At 70.8% G+C, this 20,390-nt stretch carries 17 protein-coding genes; 4 read left to right on the forward strand and 13 right to left on the reverse strand.

Annotation, left to right across the window (positions count from 1 at the left end; all coding sequences use genetic code 11):
- Positions 1-120 precede the first annotated feature (120 nt).
- On the reverse strand, positions 121-567 hold the full coding sequence (queF, locus tag FHY02_RS06725) for a preQ(1) synthase (protein ID WP_183921039.1): 447 nt from the start codon (positions 565-567) through the stop codon (positions 121-123).
- A 74-nt stretch (positions 568-641) separates the two neighbouring features.
- Between queF and sseA the strand changes: the two genes are divergently transcribed.
- Both sseA and metC read left to right on the forward strand, forming a co-directional pair.
- The gene (gene sseA / locus FHY02_RS06730; RefSeq protein ID WP_183921040.1) at positions 642-1,490 is read left to right on the forward strand and encodes a 3-mercaptopyruvate sulfurtransferase; all 849 of its coding nucleotides are present in this window, start codon (positions 642-644) and stop codon (positions 1,488-1,490) included.
- On the forward strand, positions 1,487-2,677 hold the full coding sequence (gene metC / locus FHY02_RS06735; RefSeq protein ID WP_183921041.1) for a cystathionine beta-lyase: 1,191 nt from the start codon (positions 1,487-1,489) through the stop codon (positions 2,675-2,677). The genes sseA and metC overlap by 4 nt, the downstream gene beginning before the upstream one ends.
- A gap of 286 nt (positions 2,678-2,963) precedes the next feature.
- On the opposite strand, the gene FHY02_RS06740 is transcribed toward metC, so the two are convergent.
- From FHY02_RS06740 to FHY02_RS06770, 7 genes are all read right to left on the reverse strand, one after another.
- Positions 2,964-3,443, reverse strand: coding sequence for a DUF3035 domain-containing protein (locus FHY02_RS06740; protein ID WP_183921042.1), 480 nt, complete (start codon positions 3,441-3,443; stop codon positions 2,964-2,966).
- On the reverse strand, positions 3,436-3,948 hold the full coding sequence (gene lspA / locus FHY02_RS06745; protein WP_311731787.1) for a signal peptidase II: 513 nt from the start codon (positions 3,946-3,948) through the stop codon (positions 3,436-3,438). The genes FHY02_RS06740 and lspA overlap by 8 nt, the downstream gene beginning before the upstream one ends.
- Positions 3,945-6,770: an isoleucine--tRNA ligase gene (gene ileS / locus FHY02_RS06750; RefSeq protein WP_183921044.1), complete on the reverse strand. Its 2,826-nt coding sequence runs from the start codon at positions 6,768-6,770 to the stop codon at positions 3,945-3,947. The genes lspA and ileS overlap by 4 nt, the downstream gene beginning before the upstream one ends.
- A 24-nt stretch (positions 6,771-6,794) precedes the next feature.
- Positions 6,795-7,721, reverse strand: coding sequence for a bifunctional riboflavin kinase/FAD synthetase (locus FHY02_RS06755; protein ID WP_183921045.1), 927 nt, complete (start codon positions 7,719-7,721; stop codon positions 6,795-6,797).
- 39 nt (positions 7,722-7,760) lie between these two features.
- A complete protein-coding gene (locus FHY02_RS06760) occupies positions 7,761-8,240 on the reverse strand; it encodes a dihydrofolate reductase (protein ID WP_183921046.1) in 480 nt (159 codons plus the stop codon).
- A 269-nt stretch (positions 8,241-8,509) separates the two neighbouring features.
- Positions 8,510-10,189 (reverse strand): thiamine pyrophosphate-binding protein, encoded by a 1,680-nt coding sequence (locus tag FHY02_RS06765; protein ID WP_183921047.1) that lies wholly within the window; start codon positions 10,187-10,189, stop codon positions 8,510-8,512.
- A gap of 232 nt (positions 10,190-10,421) precedes the next feature.
- Positions 10,422-10,802, reverse strand: coding sequence for a helix-turn-helix domain-containing protein (locus FHY02_RS06770; RefSeq protein ID WP_183921048.1), 381 nt, complete (start codon positions 10,800-10,802; stop codon positions 10,422-10,424).
- A 101-nt stretch (positions 10,803-10,903) separates the two neighbouring features.
- Here FHY02_RS06770 and FHY02_RS06775 point away from each other — a divergent pair, with 101 nt between their 5' ends.
- Both FHY02_RS06775 and FHY02_RS06780 read left to right on the forward strand, forming a co-directional pair.
- Positions 10,904-11,965 (forward strand): SDR family oxidoreductase, encoded by a 1,062-nt coding sequence (locus tag FHY02_RS06775; RefSeq protein WP_183921049.1) that lies wholly within the window; start codon positions 10,904-10,906, stop codon positions 11,963-11,965.
- A gap of 117 nt (positions 11,966-12,082) precedes the next feature.
- Positions 12,083-13,438, forward strand: a complete 1,356-nt coding sequence (locus FHY02_RS06780; protein WP_183921050.1) for a dihydrolipoyl dehydrogenase — start codon at positions 12,083-12,085, stop codon at positions 13,436-13,438.
- Between the two features lie 145 nt (positions 13,439-13,583).
- Here the strand turns inward: FHY02_RS06780 and FHY02_RS06785 are convergent, their stop codons facing one another.
- The 5 genes from FHY02_RS06785 to FHY02_RS06805 form a co-directional block, all read right to left on the reverse strand.
- Entirely contained in the window at positions 13,584-14,480 is an 897-nt protein-coding gene (locus FHY02_RS06785) for a thymidylate synthase (RefSeq protein WP_183921051.1), read from the reverse strand.
- A gap of 181 nt (positions 14,481-14,661) precedes the next feature.
- On the reverse strand, positions 14,662-15,405 hold the full coding sequence (locus FHY02_RS06790) for a methyltransferase domain-containing protein (protein WP_183921052.1): 744 nt from the start codon (positions 15,403-15,405) through the stop codon (positions 14,662-14,664).
- Positions 15,406-16,533 (reverse strand): peptide chain release factor 2, encoded by a 1,128-nt coding sequence (gene prfB / locus FHY02_RS06795; RefSeq protein WP_183921053.1) that lies wholly within the window; start codon positions 16,531-16,533, stop codon positions 15,406-15,408.
- A gap of 122 nt (positions 16,534-16,655) precedes the next feature.
- Positions 16,656-19,157: a penicillin-binding protein 1A gene (locus FHY02_RS06800; protein WP_183921054.1), complete on the reverse strand. Its 2,502-nt coding sequence runs from the start codon at positions 19,155-19,157 to the stop codon at positions 16,656-16,658.
- 57 nt (positions 19,158-19,214) lie between these two features.
- Positions 19,215-20,174, reverse strand: coding sequence for an N-acetylmuramoyl-L-alanine amidase (locus tag FHY02_RS06805; protein WP_183921055.1), 960 nt, complete (start codon positions 20,172-20,174; stop codon positions 19,215-19,217).
- Positions 20,175-20,390: the final 216 nt, after the last annotated feature.

Here is a 20,390-nt window from a genome sequence, read left to right on the forward strand (position 1 = left end):
CATACCTTCGCTGGTGCAGCACGGACACCACGTGACGCCGTGCCTCTCCTCTGAACCAGCCATGACGCGATTGGTTGCAGATTTGCTGCACTGCGGGATACCCGACTCGGCTGATCAGGATCAACCGCGCCCACGATAGGCGGCAACGCCCTGATCGGGCAGCCACAGATCGGCCGGCGGCGCGGACGACTGCCAGAAGACGTCGATCGGCATGCCGCCGCGCGGGTACCAATAGCCGCCGATGCGCAGCCAGCGCGGGCGCATCTCCTCGTACAGCCGCTGCCCGATGCCGACGGTGCAATCTTCGTGGAAGGCGGCATGGTTGCGGAACGAGCCGAGGAACAGCTTGAGCGACTTGGACTCGACGATCGTCTCGCCCGGCACATAGTCGAGCACGAGGTGCGCGAAGTCGGGCTGTCCCGTCACCGGGCAGAGCGAGGTGAACTCGGGCTGGGTGAAGCGCACCAGATAAGTCTGGCCGGGACGCGGGTTAGGGACATAGTCGAGCACCGCTTCCTGCGGCGAAGCGGGGAGCGGGCTGTTCTGGCCAAGATGCATCGGGTTCATGCGCGCGCACATAGGCGCGCGCGGCGCGGAATGCGACCTGTTGCCGCACTGCGCGCCCCGGCTATGAGAGGTGTATGGACCCACTCGTCTCCGCCACCTGGCTCGCCGACCAGCTCGGCGCACCCGACCTGCGCGTGCTCGACGCCAGCTACGACGCGCTGCTGCCCGGCGAGCCGCCGCGCGACCACGCCGCCGAGTATCGCGCGGGCCATGTGCCGGGCGCGCTCTACATGGACCTCGCCGGCTTCTCCGACGCGGCGAGCGACCTGCCCTCGACCATGCCGGGCGCGGCGCAGTTCGCCGGGGGCGCCGCCCGGCTCGGGATCGATCGCGCCACCCGAATCGTGCTCTACGACGACGCGCCCCATCATACCGCGGCGCGCGCCTGGGTGATGCTGCGCGCCTTCGGTTTCAATCGGGTCGCGCTGCTCGACGGCGGGCTGGCGGCGTGGAAGCAGGCGGGTCTCCCGCTGGAGCAGGGCGAAAGCGCGGTGCCGCCGCGCGCGGTCGACGCCGGCGCTGGCACGACGCGGCTGCGCGATCTCGAAGCGATGCGCGCGATCCAGCGCGACGCGAGCGCGCAGATCGTCGACGCGCGCTCGGCCGCGCGCTTCACCGGCGCGGAGCCCGACCCGCGCACCGGCGTCGCCCCCGGCCACATCCCCGGCGCGCGCAACCTGCCCTACAAGCGGCTGTTCGACGAAGACGGCCGGTGGAAGCGCGGCGAGGCGCTCGCCGCCGCCTTCCGCGACGCTGGCGTCGACCTCGACCGGCCGATGGTGATGACCTGCGGCTCGGGCATCACCGCGAGCGTGCTCGCCTTCGGCGCGCACCTGCTCGGGCGAGACGCCGCGGTCTACGACGGCAGCTGGACCGAGTGGGGCGCGGACCCGAGCACCCCCAAGGCAACGGGGGCGGCATGAGCGACCGGCCGGTGAAGCCCGCCACCCGCGTCGTCCAGGCCGGGCGCCGCGACGAATGGACAGGCGGGGTCGTCAACACGCCGGTGTGGCGTGCCTCGACGATCCTCTACGACGACGTCGCGCACCTGCGCGCGACCGGCGCACGCGACACGCACCACCGCCTCTTCTACGGCCGCCGCGGCACGCCGACGCAATGGAGCCTCGCCGACGCGCTCACCGAGCTCGAACCCGGCGCCGAGGCGACCTTCCTCTACCCCTCAGGCGTGGCGGCGATCGCGGCCTGCCTGCTGGCCCTGCTGTCGCCCGGCGACGAGCTGCTGCTGGTCGACAGCGCCTATGACCCGACCCGCTCGCTCGCCGACAAGCTGCTCGCGCGCATGGGGATCACCACGCGCTACTATGATCCGCTGATCGGTGCGGGCATCGCCGGGCTGATCGGTGAGCGCACCCGCGTGATCTTCATGGAGAGCCCCGGCAGCCTGACCTTCGAGGTGCAGGACGTGCCCGCGATCATCGCCGCCGCCAAGGCGCGCGGGGTGGCGACGGTGATCGACAACACCTGGGCGACGCCGCTGCTCTTCCCCGTGATCGGCTTGGGAGTCGATTACTCGGTGCTCGCCTGCACCAAATATATAGGCGGCCATTCCGACGTGATGATGGGCTCGGTCACCGCGGCGCCGGGACGGTTCGCGGCGCTGCGCGACACCAGCTTCCAGCTCGGCCAGGTGATCAGCGCCGACGATGCCTTCCTCGGCAGCCGCGGGCTGCGCACGATGGCGGTACGGCTGGCGCAGCACGAGCGCAGCGCGCTGACGGTGGCGCGGTGGCTGGAGGCACGGCCCGAGGTGGCGCGCGTGCTCCACCCGGCGTTGCCGTCGTGCCCCGGTCACGAGCTGTGGCAGCGCGACTTCGCGGGCGCGTCGGGGCTGTTCTCGTTCGTGCTGGCGGGCGGGAGCGACGCAGCCCGTTCGGCGCTGATCGACTCGCTCGAGCATTTCGGCATCGGCTATAGCTGGGGCGGGTTCGAGAGCCTCGCCGTGCCGATCGACCCGCAGCGGCATCGTAGCGCCACCGTGTGCGGGTTCGAGGGGCCGCTGGTGCGGCTGCAGATCGGGCTGGAGGATCCGGACGACCTGATCGCCGACCTGGAGCGAGGGCTCGCGGCATGGCGCGGGGTGATGGGCTAGCCCATCATCCTTCTGGCGTGAACCAGCGGGTGCTCTGGCGGACGCAGGAACACGGTTCAGCTGGGCTGGATCAGACCGTAAAAGCGGTAAAGCGGAGCCTTCCAACCACTGCCGTCATCCCGAACTTGGTCCGCGATCCACCGTGCAGCACGTTCGTCAGCCGCGGCGCTTGCGGGCGGGTAGACCCCGGAACAAGTCCGGGGTGACGGAAACGGCGTGAGGCAGCGGCTAGTCGGCTCAGTCTCTGCCTATACGACCTAGTGTCTCAGGGCGCGACGCCCTTCCCTTACTGCTGCGGTGTCGGCGTGGCAGGCACCGGCGTCGCCGGTGCGGCGGCCGGCGCGCTCGTGGCAGCACCCGCGCTCGCGCGCGCGTCCTGGCCGTCGCCTTGGGGCGCGGCGATGATGTCGCGCGTGGTCTGGCCCTTGTCGACGACGTTGGTCTTGGGGTCGCCCGCCTCCGAGCGGATGCCCGCGGGTGCCGCGCTGGTGCCGCCCGCCTGATCCACCACGCCGGCCTCGGCCGCGCTGCGCTGCGCCGGGCCGCCGAACAGTGCGTCGAGCGCCTGCGCCTGCGGGTTGTTGCCCTGGGTGCGCGCGGCGCCCGGCTGCGGCGGGACCAGCGCGAAATCGGGCGGGATGATCAGCGGCGCCTGGCGCGCCACCGCGAACTCGTCGGGGCGGGCGCGGTCGTAGCCGCGCTTGCCGCAGCCGGCGAGCAGGGCGAGCATCGCCATACCGGACACCGCGACGACAGACTTACGCATGGACATTCTCCGAAGGATCGGGGCGCTTCTCGCGGATCAGGAGCGCGCGCACCAGCAGAATCAGCACGCCGATCGTAATCGCGGCGTCGGCGACGTTGAAGACCAGGAAGGGCCGCCACTCGCCGAAATGGAGGTCGGCGAAGTCGACCACATAGCCCAGCCGCACGCGATCCAGGATGTTGCCGAGCGCGCCGCCCAGCACCAGGCCCAGCGCGGCCTGCTCGCCGGTCTTCTCCTCGCGGAACAGCCACACTGCCACCGCCACCGCGATCGCGCCGGTGAAGGCGACGAGCAGCCAGCGCATCGTGTCGGTTTCGGCGCGCAGCATGCCGAGCGACACGCCCTCGTTCTTGGTGAAGCGCAGGTCGAAGATCGGCAGGATCTCGCGATAGGCGCCGAGGAAGTCGATCGCGAGCGGGCCGGTGACGACCCATTTCACCAGCTGGTCGACGACGAAGACGACGAGCGCGATCGCGAGCCCGAGGCGCGGCAGCGACCGGCTCACGCGCCCTCCCCCACCACGCTTGCGCAGCGGTCGCACAGCGCGTCGTCGACCGTCACCTCGGGGAGGTGGCGCCAGCAGCGGCCGCATTTGTGATAGTCGGTCCGGGTCACGTCGACGCTCTGCGCCGGCGTCACCTTCGCCACGATGAAGGCCTCGGCGAGCTGCGCCGCGTCGAGCGGCAGGTCGGGCACGGTCACCTCCGCCTCCAGGCTGGAGCGCACCGTCTTCTCGCGACGCAGCGGCTCGATGGCCTCGGTGACGCGGACACGCAGCGCGCGCACCGCCTGCCAGCGCGCCGAGAGGTCCTCGGCGGCGGGATCGGGCAGGATCGGCCACTCGAGGAAGTGGACAGAGCTCGCCTCGTCGGGGAAGCGCGCCTGCCACACCTCCTCGGCGGTGAAGACCAGCACCGGCGCGGCGTACCGCACCAGGGCGTGGAACAGCACGTCGAGCACGGTGCGATAGGCGCGGCGCTTCACGTCGCCGGCGGCGTCGCAATAGAGCGAGTCCTTGCGCACGTCGAAGAAGAAGGCCGACAGGTCCTCGTTGGCGAAGTCGGCGAGCAGGCGGACGTAGCGGTTGAACTCGAAGCCGCGCGCCGCCTCCTTCAGCTCCATGTCGAGCGCGTGGAGCAGGTGGAGCACGTAGCGCTCTAGCTCGGGCATCTCGGCGACGGGCACGCGCTCCTCCTCGGCGAAGCTGTCGAGCGCGCCGAGCAGGTAGCGGAAGGTGTTGCGGAGCTTGCGGTACGAGTCCGAGGCGGTGGCGAGCACCTCCTTGCCGATGCGGATGTCGTCGAAATAGTCGGTCGAGACCGCCCACAGCCGCAGGATGTCCGCGCCCGATTCGCCGATCACCTTCAGCGGGTCGACGACGTTGCCGAGGCTCTTCGACATCTTGCGGCCCTGGCCGTCGAGCGCGAAGCCGTGGGTGAGCACCGCGTCATAGGGCGCGCGGCCGCGCGTGCCGCAGCTCTCCAGCAGCGACGACTGGAACCAGCCGCGATGCTGGTCCGAGCCCTCGATGTACAGGTTGGCGCGCGTGCCTTCCCCGTAGCGGGCCTCGACGACGAAGGCGTGGGTCGAGCCCGAGTCGAACCACACGTCGAGAATGTCGTTGACCGGCTCATAGTCGGCGAGGTCGTGCGCCTTGCCGAGAAGGCTCTGGTGGTCGGCGGTGAACCAGGCGTCGGCGCCGCCGTCGCGGAAGGCTGCGACGATCCGCGCGTTGACGGCGGGATCGTTGAGATACTGGCCGGTGGCGCGGTTCACGTAGAGCGCGATCGGCACGCCCCAGGCGCGCTGGCGGCTGATCACCCAATCGGGGCGCCCCTCCACCATCGAGCGGATGCGATTCTCCGCGCGCGGCGGCACCCACTGGGTCCGTGCGATCGCGTCGAGCGCGAGCTGGCGGAGGGTGGGAGCGTTGCCACGCTCGGCCTCGTCCGCCGCACCCGCTCCGGCCGTGGCAGAGTCACCCGCCGCCGCGCCGCTCGCCACGTCCATCGGGATGAACCATTGCGGAGTCGCGCGGAAGATCACCTTTGCCTTGGAGCGCCACGAGTGCGGGTAGCTGTGCTGGAAGTCGTCGCTCGCGCCGAGCAGCGCGCCCGCCGCGCGCAGGTCGGCGCAGATCGGCCCCTCGCTGGCGACGAACTTCTTGTTGATCACGCTGCCCTGCCCGCCGAGCCAGGCCCAGTCGGCGCGGTAGAAGCCGGCGGCGTCGACCGCGAACACCGGCTCGATGCCGTTGGCCTTGCACAACAGGAAGTCGTCCTCGCCGTGGTCGGGCGCCATATGCACCAGCCCGGTGCCCGCGTCGGTGGTGACGAAGTCGCCCTCGAGGAACGGCCGCGGCGTCGCGAAGAAGCCGCCGAGGTGATGCATCGGGTGGCGCGCGGTCGCGCCCTCCAGCACCGGGCCTTTGATCAGCGCGACGATCGTGCCCATCGGGATGCCGGTGCGCTTGGTGAAGGCGGGCATCAGCGGCTCGGCGACGAGATAGCGCCGGCCCTCGTGCTCGAACTGGAGATAGTCGATCGCCGAACCGTAGGCGAGCGCCTGATTCACCGGGATCGTCCAGGGCGTCGTCGTCCAGATCACCGCCAGCGTGCCGGCCAGCCCCGGATATTCGGGGCAGTCGATCACCTCGAAGCCGACGTCGATCTGGGTCGAGATCACATCCTCATACTCGACCTCGGCCTCGGCCAGCGCGGTCTTCTCCACCGGGCTCCACATCACCGGCTTGGCGCCGCGATACAGCTGGCCGCTCTCGGCGAACTTGAGCAGCTCGCCCGCGATCACCGCCTCGGCCTCGTAGCGCATGGTGAGATAGGGGTTGTCCCAGTCGCCCATCACGCCGAGCCGCTGGAACTGCTCCTTCTGGATCTGCACCCAATTGTCGGCATAGGCGCGGCACTCGGCGCGGAACTGCGCGACCGGCACCTGGTCCTTGTCGAGCTTCTTGGCGCGATACGCCTCCTCGACCTTCCACTCGATCGGCAGGCCGTGGCAGTCCCAGCCGGGCACGTAGGGCGCGTCATAGCCCATCAGCGAGCGGCTGCGGACGATCACGTCCTTCAGCACCTTGTTCATCGCGTGGCCCATGTGGATGTCGCCGTTGGCGTAGGGCGGGCCGTCGTGGAGGATCCAGCGCTCGCGCCCCTGGCGCTGCTCGCGCAGGCGCTCGTACAGCCCGATCCGCTTCCAGCGGTCGAGGATCGCGGGCTCCTTCTGCGCGAGCCCCGCCTTCATCGGAAAGTCGGTCTTCGGCAGGAAGACGGTGTTGCGCCAGTCGCGCGGCGTGTCGGGTGCGTCGGCCATGTGGGGCATGGCCTTAGCGCCGCGTCAGCGCGCCAGCAACGCCCGCGCGGTGGCGCAGTCCGAGTCCATCTGCGCCACCAGCGCGTCGAGCGTGTCGAATTTCGCCTCGGGGCGAATATAGTCGATCAGCTCGACCTCGAGCGGCTGGCCGTAGAGATCGCCCGAGAAGTCGAAGAAGAAGGGCTCGAGCAGCTCCTTGGGCGGGTCGAAGCTGGGGCGGATGCCGAGATTGGCGGCACCGTCGAGCACGCGCCCGCCTGCCAGCCGCCCGCGCACCGCGTAGATGCCGTAGGCGGGGCGCAGATACTTCCCCATGTCGAGGTTGGCGGTGGGATAGCCGATCGTGCGGCCGAGCTTGTCGCCGTGCTGCACCACCCCCTCGATCGCGAACGGGCGGGTGAGCAGCCGCGCCGCGCCGCGCGGGTCGCCTGCGCCGAGCGCGGCGCGGACGCGCGTGGACGAGACCGGCTCGCCGTCGAGCATCACCGCGCCGACCGTGTCGACCGAGAAACCGTGCGCCGCGCCGGCGGCTCGCAGCGTGGCGATGTCGCCGCTCTTGCGGTGGCCGAAGGTGAAGTCCTCGCCGGTGACGACGCCGCCGACGCGCAGCGCGCCGACCAGCCGCTCGGCGACGAAGGCGTCGGCGTGGAGCCCGGCGAGCGCCTCGTCGAAGTGGAACACCACCATCGCGTCGGCCCCCGCGGCGGCGAAGAGGCGCGCGCGCTGGTCGAGCGTGGTGAGCCGGAACGGCGGGGTGTCGGGGCGGAAGTAGCGCACCGGGTGCGGGTCGAAGGTGGCGACCAGCGCGGGGCGCCCTTCCGCGCGCGCGCGCTCGACCGCGCGGCCGACGACCGCCTGGTGACCGAGGTGAAAACCGTCGAAATTGCCCAGCGCGACGATCCCGCCGGCCAGCCCGGCCGGCACCGCCGAGCCGCCGTCAAGCCGCTCCATGCGCGGCGCCTTAGCGGCTCGGCCGCCCCGGTGCCAGCGTCACCGTGCCAGCGTGACGAAGTCATGCGCGGGACGGTCGCCCTCCGCCGGGTGCGACTCACGCGCCAACTCGCGCCAGCCGGTGAAGGCCGGGACGATCGCGTCGCCGGCGGGGGCGACATGGACCTCGGTGAGCTCGATCCGATCGGCGCGGTCGAGCAGGAGCGCGAAAATCTCGGCGCCGCCGATCACCGCGACGCGCGCGTCCGGCTCGCCAATGCGGGCGAGCGCGAAGGCGGCGTCGGGGGTGTGCGCCACCTCGGCGCCGGCGGCGTGCCACGCCGGGTCGCGGGTGAGCACGACATGGCGGCGGCCGGGCAGCGGCGCGGGGAAGCTCTCGAAGGTCTTGCGCCCCATCACCATCGCCTGCCCCATGGTGAGCGCCTTAAACCGCTTAAGATCGGCGGGCAGGTGCCACGGCAATCGCCCGTCGACACCGATGACGCCGTTATCGGCGCGGGCGAGAACGAAGGTGATCATCCGCGGGGTGATAGCGAGCGGCGTCAGACGCGGCCAGCGGCCTTCGTCAGCCCGGCGCCGAGCCGGGATCCAAGGGTCCGAACTCAAAGGGTTGGTTGTTCCGAAACTGGCTAGCCCCGCCCGTCATCCCGGGCTCGACCAGAGATCCACGGTGCCGCGAGCGCCGCCGGCGTTGCGTCCATGGACGGATGGAGTCCGGCTCAAGGCCGGGATGACGGCCGTGAGTGGGAAGGCGAGCTCGTCCCTCGCATACCTACCCCGCCGCTCCCTCACCGCCCGATCAGCTCCCGCACCTTGGCAATGCCGAAGCGCAGCGCCTGCTTGGCGTCGACGTGCGGCATCGCCGGCACCTCGGCCGGGTCGACCAGAGCGTGCAGGATCGCCGGCCCCGGCACCGCGAGGAACTCCGCCACGGTCGCGTTCAGCGCGGTGGCGTCGCGCACGGTGAAGCCCTGCGCGCCGCACGCGCGCGCGAAGGCGGCGAAGTCGAGGTTGGGGAAGCCGGTGCCCTTGGCCGCGGGCAGCCCTGCCCCCTCCATCTCGAGGTGGACGAGCCCCCAGCCGGAGTTGTCGTACACCACCACCTTCACCGCCAGTTCGTGCTCCACCGCGGTCATGAACTCGCCCAGCAGCATCGTCAGCCCGCCGTCACCGACGTGGAGGATCACCTGCCGCTGGCGGTCGAGCAGCTGCGCGCCGTTGGCGATCCCCATGCCGGTGCCCACCGCGGCATTGTTGAACGAGCCCGTGATCCGCTGCCGCCCGGTTTGGCGGAGCCAGTTGGCCGCCCAGAGCGTCACCTCCCCGGTATCGGTGACGAGGATCGCGTCGGTCGCGGCGCGGTCGCTCACCGCGCGCGCCACCGCCTGCGGGTGGATCTTGTCGCCCGAGCGCGCGGGGTCGGCGCGCTCGTCGAGCATCCGGTCCCAGTCGGCGCGGCGCTCCTGCGCGCGGTCGAGGAAGGCGGTGTCGGTGCGCTGCGGCAGCCGCTCGAGCAGCGCGCGGATCGTCGGCCGCACCGAGCCGACCACGCCTAGCTTGACCGGCGCGCGCCGCCCGATTGCGAGTGCGCGCTCGTCGACCTGGATGACGTTGCCGTGCTTGGGCAGGAAGTCGACATAAGGGTAATCGGTGCCGAGCATCACCAGCAGATCGGCCTGCTGCACCGCGTCCGTGCCCGCGGTGCCGCCGATCAGCCCGACGCCGCCGATCCAATAGGGCTCGTCATAAGCCATGATCTCCTTGCCGCGGTAGGTGTGGAGCAGCGGCGCGTGCAGCCGCTGGGCGAGCTGACGCAGCTCCTCGGCGGCGCCCCGGCAACCAGCGCCGCAGAAGATCGCGACGCTCTTTGCCGCCGCGATCAGCGCGGCCGCGGCAGCGATGTCGGGCTCGGCGGGCGCTACTTCAGGCAGCGGGCGCAGCGTGGCGAGGCTCGGCACCGCGCCGGGCGCGCTCGCCGCGAACACGTCGGGCGGGATGTTGAGGTGCGCGACGCCGCGCGCGCCATATGCCTCGGCGATCGCCTGGTGGAACACCGCCGGCGCCTGCTCCGCCGCCGCGACCGTCTGGGTATAGGCCGCGACGTCGCGGAACAGCAGGTCGGGCGAGTCCTCCTGGAGATAGTCGGTGCCGCGGTGCGCGCCGGGTACGCCGCCAGTGATCGCGAGCACCGGAGCATGGTCCTTGCGCGCCTCGTACAGCCCGGCGACGAGGTGATTGCCGCCCGGCCCGGTGGTGCCGCAGCAGACCGCGAGCTGGCCGGTCAGCTTGGCCTGCCCGGCCGCCGCGAGCGCGGCGCCCTCCTCGTGGCGGACGCCGATCCAATCCAGCCGACCGTCCTGCTCGATCGCGTGGGTGAAGGGGTTGAGCGCGTCGCCGACGATCCCGAAGACGTGGCGCACGCCGACCTGGGCGAGCGTGTCGACGAGCAGTTCGGCGACGTTGGGCATGCGGCATCTCCCGACGGGTATCGCGCCCTAACGCCTTGGGATCGTAGGAGTGCCCGAACCGATAATGGAGGAGCGAGAGCGCGATTCCACCCTCCACTGCCGTCACCTTGAACTCGTTTCAGGAGCCACCGCTCCGCAGACGCCGCGGCGCCTGAGTGCGGCGCACCGTGGATCCTGAAACGAGTTCAGGATGACGCTAGAATGAGGGACGGCGCCCTCCTACCGCCCCCCTTCACCGCCGCCGCGAACCCGGCCGCGGCACCAACGTGTCGAGCGCGTCGGCGTTGTCGCGCCCCCAGGCGTAGAGCAGCTCGACCGGCACGACGAAGCGCTCGCCCAGCGGCGTCAGCCGGTACTCCACCGCGGGCGGCACCACTGTCTCGACGTGGCGCGTGATCAACCCGCTCGCCTCCATCTCGCGCAGCGTCTGGGTCAGCATCTTCTTCGAGATGCCGGGCAGGCTGCGCTGGAGCACGCCGGTGCGCGCCGCGCCGCCGTGGCGCGCGTGCAGCGTGTGCAGCACCATGCTGGTCCACTTGGTCGCGAACAGCTCGAGCACGCGGCGCGGCGCGCAATCCTCGCGCCATTCCTCGTCGGGGCTGCCGCAATCCATGGTCACCTCCTGGTGCCTAGGGCACGTTCGGGTGCCGTCTAGAAGCTGCCGGCCCGGCTGCCTAGCTCCTTGCCAACGTTCGACGAACGAAAGGATCTAACGTGGCGAAGACGGCATTGGTGGTGGGCGCGAGCGGTATCGTCGGCGGAGCGACCGCGGCGCTGCTGGTGGAGCAGGGCTGGACGGTGCACGGGCTCGCGCGCCGCGCGGTCGAGCTGCCGGGCGTAACCCCGGTCGCGGCCGACCTGCGCGACGCGGCGGCGACTCGCGAAGCGATCGGCGCGCTCGCGCCCGACGCGGTGTTCATCACCACCTGGCTGCGCCAGGACAGCGAGGCGGAGAACATCCGAGTCAACTCGGCGATGGTGCGCCACCTGCTCGACGCGCTTCCCGCACCGACCGCGCCGCGCCACGTCGCGCTGGTCACCGGGCTGAAGCATTATCTCGGGCCGTTCGAGGCTTATGGCAAAGGCACGCTGCCGCAGACGCCGTTCCGCGAGGAGCAGGGCCGGCTCGACGTCGAGAACTTCTACTATGCGCAGGAGGACGAGCTGTTCGCCGCGGCGGCGCGCGACGGCTTCAGCTGGAGCGTCCACCGCCCGCACACCGTGATCGGCAAGGCGGTCGGCAATGCGATGAACATGGGGACCACGCTGGCGGTCTACGCCACCCTGTGCCGCGAACTCGGCCGCGCCTTCACCTTCCCCGGCTCGGCGGCGCAATGGTCCGGGCTGACCGACATGACCGACGCCGGCCTGCTCGCGCGGCACCTGCTGTGGGCCGCGGAGACCGAGGTGGCGCACGACGAGGCGTTCAACGTCGTCAACGGCGACGTCTTTCGCTGGCAGTGGATGTGGGAGCGGATCGCGGGCTGGTTCGGCGTCGCGGCGGCGCCCTTCGACGGCACCGTTCGTCCGCTCGAGCAGCAGATGGCGGAGGACGCGCCGCTGTGGCGCGAGCTGGCGCTGCGCGAGGGGCTGGCCGAGCCCGAGCTCGCCCGCCTCGCCTCCCCCTGGCACACCGACGCCGATCTCGGCCGCCCGATCGAGGTGGTGACCGACATGGGCAAGAGCCGCCGGCTGGGCTTCACTGCCTATCAGCCGACCGACGACGCCTTCTTCGCCCTGTTCGAGCGGCTCCGCGCCGAGCGGCTGATCCCATGAGCGTCCGGCGACGGCACGAAAATGCTAACCTATGTGCAACGTTAGCGAGCACCGACACGTTCGATCAGCCGCGTGAGGGTCTCGATCCACGCCGAACCGACGGGTGGAGGATGACCGATGGGCTCGCGTGACTGCGACGTGCTGATTCTGGGTGCCGGCACCGCCGGGCTGAAGGCCTATAAGGCTGCCGCCGCGCGCGGCGCCGACACGCTGATTGTCGAGCGCGGCCCCGGCGGCTCGACCTGCACGCGCGTCGGCTGCATGCCGTCCAAGCTGTTGATCGCCGCGGGCCGGGCCGCGCACCAGGCGCGCGGTGCGGCGGCGTTCGGAGTCGACACCGGCGCGGTCACGGTCGACGCAGCGCGCGTGTGGCAGCGGGTGCGCGCCGAGCGCGACCGTTTCGTGCAGGCCGTGCTCGACGACTATCATGCCATCCCCGCGGACCGAGTGATCCACGGGGTCGCGCGCTTCTGCGCGGCGGACGCGGTGATGGTCGGCGATACCCGCGTCACCGCGCGGAGCGGGATCGTGATCGCAACCGGCGGTCACCCGACCGTGCCTGAGCTGCTCGACCCGGTGCGCCCCCTCGTCTGCACGCACGAGACCATCTTCGATCTCGACGGGCTGCCGCGCACGCTCGCGGTGCTCGGCGCCGGTCCGCTTGGGCTCGAACTCGGCCAGGCCTTCGCTCGGCTCGGCGTGGCGGTCACGGTGATCGACGACGGGGAGAGCGTCGGCGGGGTCAAGGATCCGGAGGTCAACCGCGTCGCGGTCGCCGCGCTCGGGCGTGAGATGACGCTCGCGCTCGGCGTCGAGGCCGACGTCTCGGCCACCGACGACGGCCGCGCGCGACTGACATGGGAGGGCGGCGAGACCACGGTCGACCTTATCCTCGCCGCGACCGGCCGTCCGCCGAGCCTCGCCGAGCTGGCGGTGGAGACCACCGGGCTCGCGCTCGACGAGCACGGCACGCCCGAGTTCAACCCGCGCTCGCGTCGCTGCGGCGAGAGCGCGATCTTCGTCGCCGGCGACGCGGGGGCGTGGCGCCCGGTGCTTCACGAGGCCGCGCGTGGCGGCCGGATTGCCGGTGACGTCGCCGCCGGCGGTGAGCCACCGCGGGAACTGCCCGCCTTCGCGATCGCCTTCACCGAGCCTAATCTCGTGGCGGTCGGATGCGACTTCGGCTCGCTGCCCGACGGTTCACGGATCGGCGCGGCCAAGGTCAGCGACAACGGCCGCGCCACCGTCGACGGCGAGGACCAGGGGCTTGTCCGGCTTTACGGCGACGCCCACGGCCGACTGATCGGGGCGACCATCGCGGCACCGGGCGGCGAGCATCTCGGCCACCTCGTCGCGCTGGCGATCGATCGGGGTACCGACGTGGCGACCTTCGGCGACCAGGCCTGGTACCATCCCGCGATCGAGGAGCTGCTCCAGGCGGCGGCGCGCGACCTGCTCGGCGTGAACGACTGAGCGGCGCCACGAGCGCTCGGCTTGACCACGCCTTTTGCGATCGCGCGCCAGCAAGGGGGACACCGCCGCCGCGTCCGCCTCGCCTCCTTTGATCATCGCTGTCTTGCTCCCCGCCGCCGGACATCCGCCGCGAGCATGCCTCGGATCACACCGCGACGTCGGCCTTGATCGCACCGTGCGGCTCATAATCCTCCACCGCGAAGTCGCCTATCGCATAGCCGTCAATCGTGTCAGCCCGTCGTGTGAGGCGCATCCGCGGCACCGCGCGCGGCGCGCGACGCAGCTGTTCCTCCGCCTGCTCGAGGTGGTTGAGGTAGAGATGCACGTCACCGCCGACCCAGACCAGCTCGCCCGGCGTGAGATCCGCCTGCTGCGCCAGCATCAGCTGCAGCGCGGCCGCGCCGACGAAATTGAACGGCGCACCGAGCAGCAGGTCGACCGAGCGCTGATACAGCAGGCAGTTGAGCCGGCCGCCCGAGGCGACGTGATATTGGTAGACCATGTGACAGGGGGGCAGCGCCATCGCGCCCAGCTCGGGCACGTTCCAGGCGTGGAACAGCATGCGGCGGCTCGTCGGGTTCTCGCGCAGGGTGCGGACGAGCTCGGCGATCTGATCGTACTCGCGACCGTCGGCCCCCAGCCAGCGCCGCCACTGCTTGCCATAGACCGGCCCGAGCTCGCCCCAGCGTGCGGCGAAATCGTCGTCGGCGACGATGCGGCGCTCGAACTCGTCCTGCGCGATCGGCTCGCCGGTGGCGCGGCGGTAGGCCTCGAGCGGCCAGTCGGTCCAGATGCGGACGTTGTCGCGCAGCAGCGGCTGGATGTTGGTGCCGCCGGTGAGAAACCACAGCATCTCCTTCACCGCGGTCTTCCAGTAGACCCGCTTGGTGGTGAGGATCGGTGCGGCGCCATCGGCGAGGTCGAACCGCAGCATCGCGCCGAAGAGCGAGCGCGTGCCGACTCCGGTCCGGTCGAGGCGCTCGTCGCCGCGCTCGAGCACCTGCGCCATCAGGTCGAGATAGGGCTGTTCGGGATGCGGCATGCCGGAGGTGGTAGCGGATGCGCGGGCGGACGTCATCCTGCGGCGGAGGCGCGCGGCTCGCGCTTGAAGTTTCCCGGCGCAGGCCGGGGCCCAGATCGGGAGGTCGCCGTGGAATGTACCTGCGTCATCCAACCGGACCCCGGCCTTCGCCGGGGAACAGGAAGGAGAAGACGACCGTCACCTACCCCGCCTTCGCCTCGTCGTTGATGCGACAGGCGCGGATCGCGGCCGGGTCGGGTCGCGGCCCCGCCGCGCGGAAGGTCGTGAAATAGCCCCCCGCGGAGCGCATCTCGCGGAAGTCGACCTGGGCATAGCCGACCGCGGCGAACTCGCACTTGAGCAGCGCCGGGGGCGTGCCGTGATCGCGCGTCGGGCGGTTGGCGTCGACCACCACCACCAGCCCGCCGCGCCGCAGCGACGACCGCATCCGCCACAGGAATTCGTAGGGCTGCGCGATCTCGTGGTACATGTGCACCATCAGGATACGGTCGAAGCTGTTCTCGGGCAGCCGCGGGTCGGCCGGCATGCCGAGCCGCACGCTGACATTCTCGAGCCGCTCGCGCGTGACTCGCTCGGCCAGTGCGTCGCGCACCGCGGGCACGATGTCCTCCGCCAGCAGGCGCCCCTCGGCGCCGACACGGCTCGCCAGGCGGGTGGTATAATAACCCTCGCCCGCGCCGAGGTCGGCGACCGACATGCCCTTCCGGATCTCGGCGAGGTCCATGACGCGGCTGGCCTCGTTGAGCCGGTCGCGCGCCTCCTCGGTGGACCAGCGCGCCGACACGATCGTCGCCACCGGCCGGTCGGCCTCGGGGAACGGCCCCGGCTGCTTGGGCTCGTGCTTGATCAGCGGCTGCGTACCGTCGCACGCCGCCAGCAGCAGCGTCGCGGCGAGCAGCGCCGAGCGGGCGAGCGCGCGCGCCACTTAGTCGACGTCCTCCACCGCGACCTTCTCACCGGTGACGCGCTGCGACAGCGCCGCCGCCATGAAAGTATCGAGATCGCCGTCGAGCACGTCGCCCGGCGAGGTCGAGGTCGCGCCGGTGCGCAGGTCCTTCACGAGCTGATACGGCTGGAGCACGTAGGAGCGGATCTGGTGACCCCAGCCGATGTCGGTCTTGGTGGCGTTCTCGGCATTGCTGATCGCCTCGCGCTCGGCGAGCTCGCGCTCGTAGAGACGCGCGCGCAGCTGGTTGTACGCCTCGGCCTTGTTCTTGTGCTGCGAGCGCTGGTTCTGGCACTGCACCACGATACCCGTCGGCAAGTGCGTGATGCGCACCGCGGAGTCGGTGGTGTTGATGTGCTGTCCACCCGCGCCGGACGCGCGATAGGTGTCGATGCGCAGATCACTCTCGTTGATCTCGACCTCGATATTGTCGTCGATCACCGGATAGACCCACACGCTCGAGAAGCTGGTGTGGCGACGCGCCGCGCTGTCGTACGGGCTGATCCGTACGAGCCGATGGACGCCCGATTCCACCTTGGCATAGCCATAGGCGTTCTCGCCCTTCACCAGCAGCGTCGCGGACTTGATCCCGGCCTGCTCGCCGGCGTGATAGTCGACCAGCTCCACCTTGTAGCCGTGGCGCTCGGCCCAGCGCGTGTACATGCGCTGGAGCATCTCGGCCCAGTCCTGGCTCTCGGTGCCGCCAGCGCCGGCGTTGATCTCAAGATAGGTGTCATTGGCGTCGGCCTCGCCCGAGAGCAGCGCCTTCACCTTGTCGGCCTGCGCGCGCTCGGCGAGCTGCGCGAGCGCGTCGGTGCCCTCGTCCGCCATCTCGGCGTCGCCCTCCGCCTCGGCCATGTCGATCAGCTCGACCGTGTCCGCCAGCTCGCGCTCGATCGCGCGGGTCGCGCCGATCGCCTCGTCGAGGCGGCGGCGCTCGCGCATGACCGCCTGCGCTTCCTTGGGGTTGTTCCAGAGCGACTGGTCCTCGACGCGCGCGTTGAGCTCGTCGAGCCGGCGCAGCGCGCGATCCCAGTCGAGCGACTGGCGCAGCAGCGCCAGCGCCGCGTTGATGGTGTCGACATGAGCCTGCGCTTCGGCGCGCATAGGGTATCTCCAGCGGTCACGTCATCCAGCAGGCGCCGGAATCTCGCGCGGCACGGGGATCGCATCGTGGCCGGAGATCCCGGCCGACGCTGGGATGACGAAAGAATGTTCAGCCCGACGACTTAGTAGATGCCCCCCTGCCTCTGCAAGAAGTCGCTGTCGCTCGGCGGCGCGCCGGTCGTCCCGGCACTGGGCGCCGCACTCGGGGCGGCAGTCGGGCCGGCGCGGCGGGCGCGGCGCGCCTCGCTCTGCGGCTTGAACGCCTCCCAGATCACCGCGGGCTTGGGATCGTCGCCGGTCGGGAAGGTGCCGTAGACCGGCCGGCCCGACGCACGGTCGATCCGCACCATGCGCACGCCGGCGGGCGCGCGGAACGGCAGCACGGGCAGGCCCTCATAGGCCTTCTGCGCCCACTCCTTGAACACCGGCACCGCCACGGTGCCGCCCTGCGCGTAGCCGCCGAGGCTGCGCGGCGTGTCGAAGCCGAGGTACAGGCCGGCGATCATCTGCGGCGTGCCGCCGATGAACCACACATCGGTGGGGCCATTGTTGGTGCCGGTCTTGCCGAACATCGGGCGACCCAGATCGCGCAGCGCGGTGGCGGTGCCGCGCTGGATCACCCCCTCGGTGATATGCACCATTTGGTAGGCGCTCATCGCGTCGAGCACCTGATGGCCGCGGGTCGGCAGGCGCGGCATGGCGCGGCCGTTCCAGTCGGGCATGTTGCAGCCGTCGCAGGCGTGCCAGTTCTCGGGCCAGATCACCTGGCCGCGACGGTCCTGGACGAAGTCGATCAACGTCGGGTCGTGCCAGCGGCCCCAGTTGGCGAGCACGCCGTACGCGTTGACCATCTTCTCGACCGTGGTCTCGCCCGCGCCCAGCGCGTAGCTGAGGTAAGGCGCATAGTCGCCGATCTGCATCGCCTTGATCAGCTTGACGACCTTGCCCATGCCGGTCTGCGCGGCGGTGCGCACCGTCATCAGGTTGCGCGACTGCTCGATGCCCCAGCGCATCGTGTGCGGCCCCGCCCCGCGCGAATTGCCGAAGTTGCGGAAACATTTGTTGCCCAGCGCGGCGCCCTGGTAGACGCAGAACGGCCCGTCGACGATGATCGAGGCCGGCGTCATGCCGTTCTCCAGCGCGGCGGAATAGACGATCGGTTTGATCGTCGAGCCCGGCTGGCGCATCGCCTGGGTGGCGCGGTTGAACGACTGGACGCTCGAGTCGAAGCCGCCCTGCATCGCCAGGATCCGCCCCGTCATCGGCTCCTGCACGACGAAGCCGCCCGAGATCTTCGGCACCGAGCGCAGCGCGAAGCGCCGTCCCACGGGCGCCACCGCGATGATGTCGCCCGGCTCGATCGCGGTGAACGCCGCGCCGCCGACGTTGCGCACCGGCATCTGCGCGGCGTCGCGCGGCAGCTCGCCGGTGGTGCCGTCGGCGAAGCCGATCCGCCATGCGTCACCGTCGCGCGCGATCGCGATCGCGGCGCGCCAGTCGCTGTAATCGAGCGAGATGTTGGTGTTGAGCAGCGCGCCATACCATTTGTCGCCGTCCACATCGACGTGGCGCAGCGGCCCCGACCAGCCGCGCCCGCTGTCGAAGCGCAGCAGGCCGTTGCGCAGCGCCTCGGCGGCGACGCCCTGGATCCGCTTGTCGAGCGAGGTGCGCACCCACAGGCCGCCGGCGTAGACGCTGTGCGGGCCGTCCTGCGATGTCTCGCCGAACTTGTCGATCAGCTCGCGCCGCACCTCCTCGACGAAATAGCCGCCGACGCGCTCGAACTTGGGCGTGCGCCGCGTGATCGCACCGATCGGCTCGGCCGCGGCGACCCGCGCCTGCTCCTGCGTGACGAAGCCGTTGCGCACCATCTCACGCAGTACGTAATTGCGCCGCGTCATCGCGCGATCGGTGTCGCGGAAGGGGTCGTAATTGGAAGGGCCCTTCGGCAGGATCGCGAGATACGCCATCTGCCCCAGCGTCAGCTCGCTCAGCTCCTTGTCGAAATAGGCGTGCGCCGCGGCCTCGACGCCGTAGGCGTTACGGCCGAGGAAGATCTGGTTGAGGTACAGCTCGATGATCTGCTGCTTGGTCAGCGTCTCCTCGATCTTATACGCCAGCAGCGCCTCGCGGATCTTGCGCGTGGGCGAGTAAGCGTTGCCGATCAGCAAGTTCTTGGCGACCTGCTGGGTGATCGTCGAGCCGCCCTTGGCGCGCTGCCCGCTGCCGAACTTGCGCGCATAGTCGAACACCGCGCCGGCCAGCCCCGGGAAGTCGACGCCGTGATGCTCGAAGAAGGTGCGGTCCTCGGCGGCGAGGAACGCCTTCACCAGCAGCGGCGGATATTCGTTGTAGGCCAGCTCGACCCGGCGCTCGCGCGCGTACGAATAGACCGGCGCGCCGTCGGCGCTGCGCACGTTGGTCGGCAGCGGCGGCTCATAGGCCTTGAGCTTCTCGACCGAGGGCAGGTCGCGCGCGAACACCAGCCAGAAGACGCCGAAGGCGACGACCAGCAGCGCGAGGAGATACGTCGCCCAGCGCACCAGCCGGCGCTGCCACAGCCCACGCCAACGGCCGCCGCGCGGGGCCGCCTCTTCGCGTACATCGAGGGGATCGGAAGCCATCGCGCACGGCGTTTAGCAGGTTCCCGGCGCGGGGGAAGCCGCGCGCGTCAGTCGGGGTCAGCGCACTGCCAGGCGACGCGCGAAATACACTTCGACCGCGCGGCGCACCGTTTCCGCGATCTTCTCGCGCCCCGCCTTGCTGTCGAGGAAGGCGGCATCGGCCGGAGTCGAGATATAGCCCGTCTCGAACAGAACCGAGGGCATGTCGGGCGCCTTGAGCACCATCAGCGAGGCGGTGCGATGAAAGTTGGTCTTCACCGGCATCAGCGGCTTGGCCTCGCGCCCGAGCAGCCGCGCGAAGCCCGCGGAAGCGTTCATCGTCTCGCGCTGGGTAAGGTCGATCAGGATCGAGGTGACATCGGCGTCGCGCCCGAGCCGGACGCCCGCGATCACGTCCGACTTGTTCTCGCGCGCCGCCAGCAGCGCCGCCTCCCGGTCGGATGCGACGTCGGAGAGCGTGTAAGCGGTCGCGCCGGTCGGCAGTCCGGCGCCGACGCTGTCGCAGTGGACGGAGATGAACAGGTCGGCGCGCAGCCGCCGGGCGATCCCGAACCGCTCGCGCAGCGGGATGTAGCGATCGTCGTCACGGGTCAGCGCGACGCGTGCGCGCCCGCCCTCCACCAGCGCGTCGCGGATCGCCTTGGCGATCTTGAGCGTGACGTCCTTCTCGCGCAGCGCCGCCTGCGGGTTGATCGCCCCCGGATCGTTGCCGCCGTGGCCGGCGTCGATCACCACCAGCGGGCGGCCCTCGGCACCCGCCACCTTGGGCAGGCGTACGCCGCGCGCGGGCGGCGGGACCGGCACCGTGACCTTGTAGCCGTCGCCATGCGCGTCGCGCTCGGCGCGCGACTTCCACGGCAGGAAGTCGAGCGACGGCGCATCCGTGTCGGCGTCGCGCGGCATCGCGGCGGCGACCGGCGCGAACGCCACCGCGGCGGCGAGCGCCAGCGCCGCGCCGACGCGCGCGCCGTTCCGCCCGGTGCACCGACCGGGCCTGCGGTACGTTCGCGGTATCATCCCCGCTCCCTATCGCCCCGAATCTCACTCCGTGGTTAACGGACTGGGCGGCGTGAGGAAATAGCAACGTGAATTGTGCCGGTTGATGCGGCGGTTCGGCGATGCTACCGAGATCATGACCGGAATGTTGCGCGATCCACGCGCGACGCAGCTCCGGCGCCACTGCCCGCCCGGCGCGACGCCGGCCCCGGGTCATCAGGTTGACGCTCGCAATGC

The organism is Sphingomonas sp. BK069, assembly GCF_014193405.1.
In the GTDB taxonomy this organism is placed as follows: domain Bacteria; phylum Pseudomonadota; class Alphaproteobacteria; order Sphingomonadales; family Sphingomonadaceae; genus Sphingomonas.

Coding starts and splice junctions, on each gene's coding strand:
- queF (WP_183921039.1), bottom strand. CDS start 567: ATGAACCCGATGCATCTTGGCCAGAACAGCCCGCTCCCCGCTTCGCCG.
- sseA (WP_183921040.1), top strand. CDS start 642: ATGGACCCACTCGTCTCCGCCACCTGGCTCGCCGACCAGCTCGGCGCA.
- metC (WP_183921041.1), top strand. CDS start 1,487: ATGAGCGACCGGCCGGTGAAGCCCGCCACCCGCGTCGTCCAGGCCGGG.
- FHY02_RS06740 (WP_183921042.1), bottom strand. CDS start 3,443: ATGCGTAAGTCTGTCGTCGCGGTGTCCGGTATGGCGATGCTCGCCCTG.
- ileS (WP_183921044.1), bottom strand. CDS start 6,770: ATGGCCGACGCACCCGACACGCCGCGCGACTGGCGCAACACCGTCTTC.
- FHY02_RS06755 (WP_183921045.1), bottom strand. CDS start 7,721: ATGGAGCGGCTTGACGGCGGCTCGGCGGTGCCGGCCGGGCTGGCCGGC.
- FHY02_RS06760 (WP_183921046.1), bottom strand. CDS start 8,240: ATGATCACCTTCGTTCTCGCCCGCGCCGATAACGGCGTCATCGGTGTC.
- FHY02_RS06765 (WP_183921047.1), bottom strand. CDS start 10,189: ATGCCCAACGTCGCCGAACTGCTCGTCGACACGCTCGCCCAGGTCGGC.
- FHY02_RS06770 (WP_183921048.1), bottom strand. CDS start 10,802: ATGGATTGCGGCAGCCCCGACGAGGAATGGCGCGAGGATTGCGCGCCG.
- FHY02_RS06780 (WP_183921050.1), top strand. CDS start 12,083: ATGGGCTCGCGTGACTGCGACGTGCTGATTCTGGGTGCCGGCACCGCC.
- FHY02_RS06785 (WP_183921051.1), bottom strand. CDS start 14,480: ATGCCGCATCCCGAACAGCCCTATCTCGACCTGATGGCGCAGGTGCTC.
- prfB (WP_183921053.1), bottom strand. CDS start 16,533: ATGCGCGCCGAAGCGCAGGCTCATGTCGACACCATCAACGCGGCGCTG.
- FHY02_RS06800 (WP_183921054.1), bottom strand. CDS start 19,157: ATGGCTTCCGATCCCCTCGATGTACGCGAAGAGGCGGCCCCGCGCGGC.
- FHY02_RS06805 (WP_183921055.1), bottom strand. CDS start 20,174: ATGATACCGCGAACGTACCGCAGGCCCGGTCGGTGCACCGGGCGGAAC.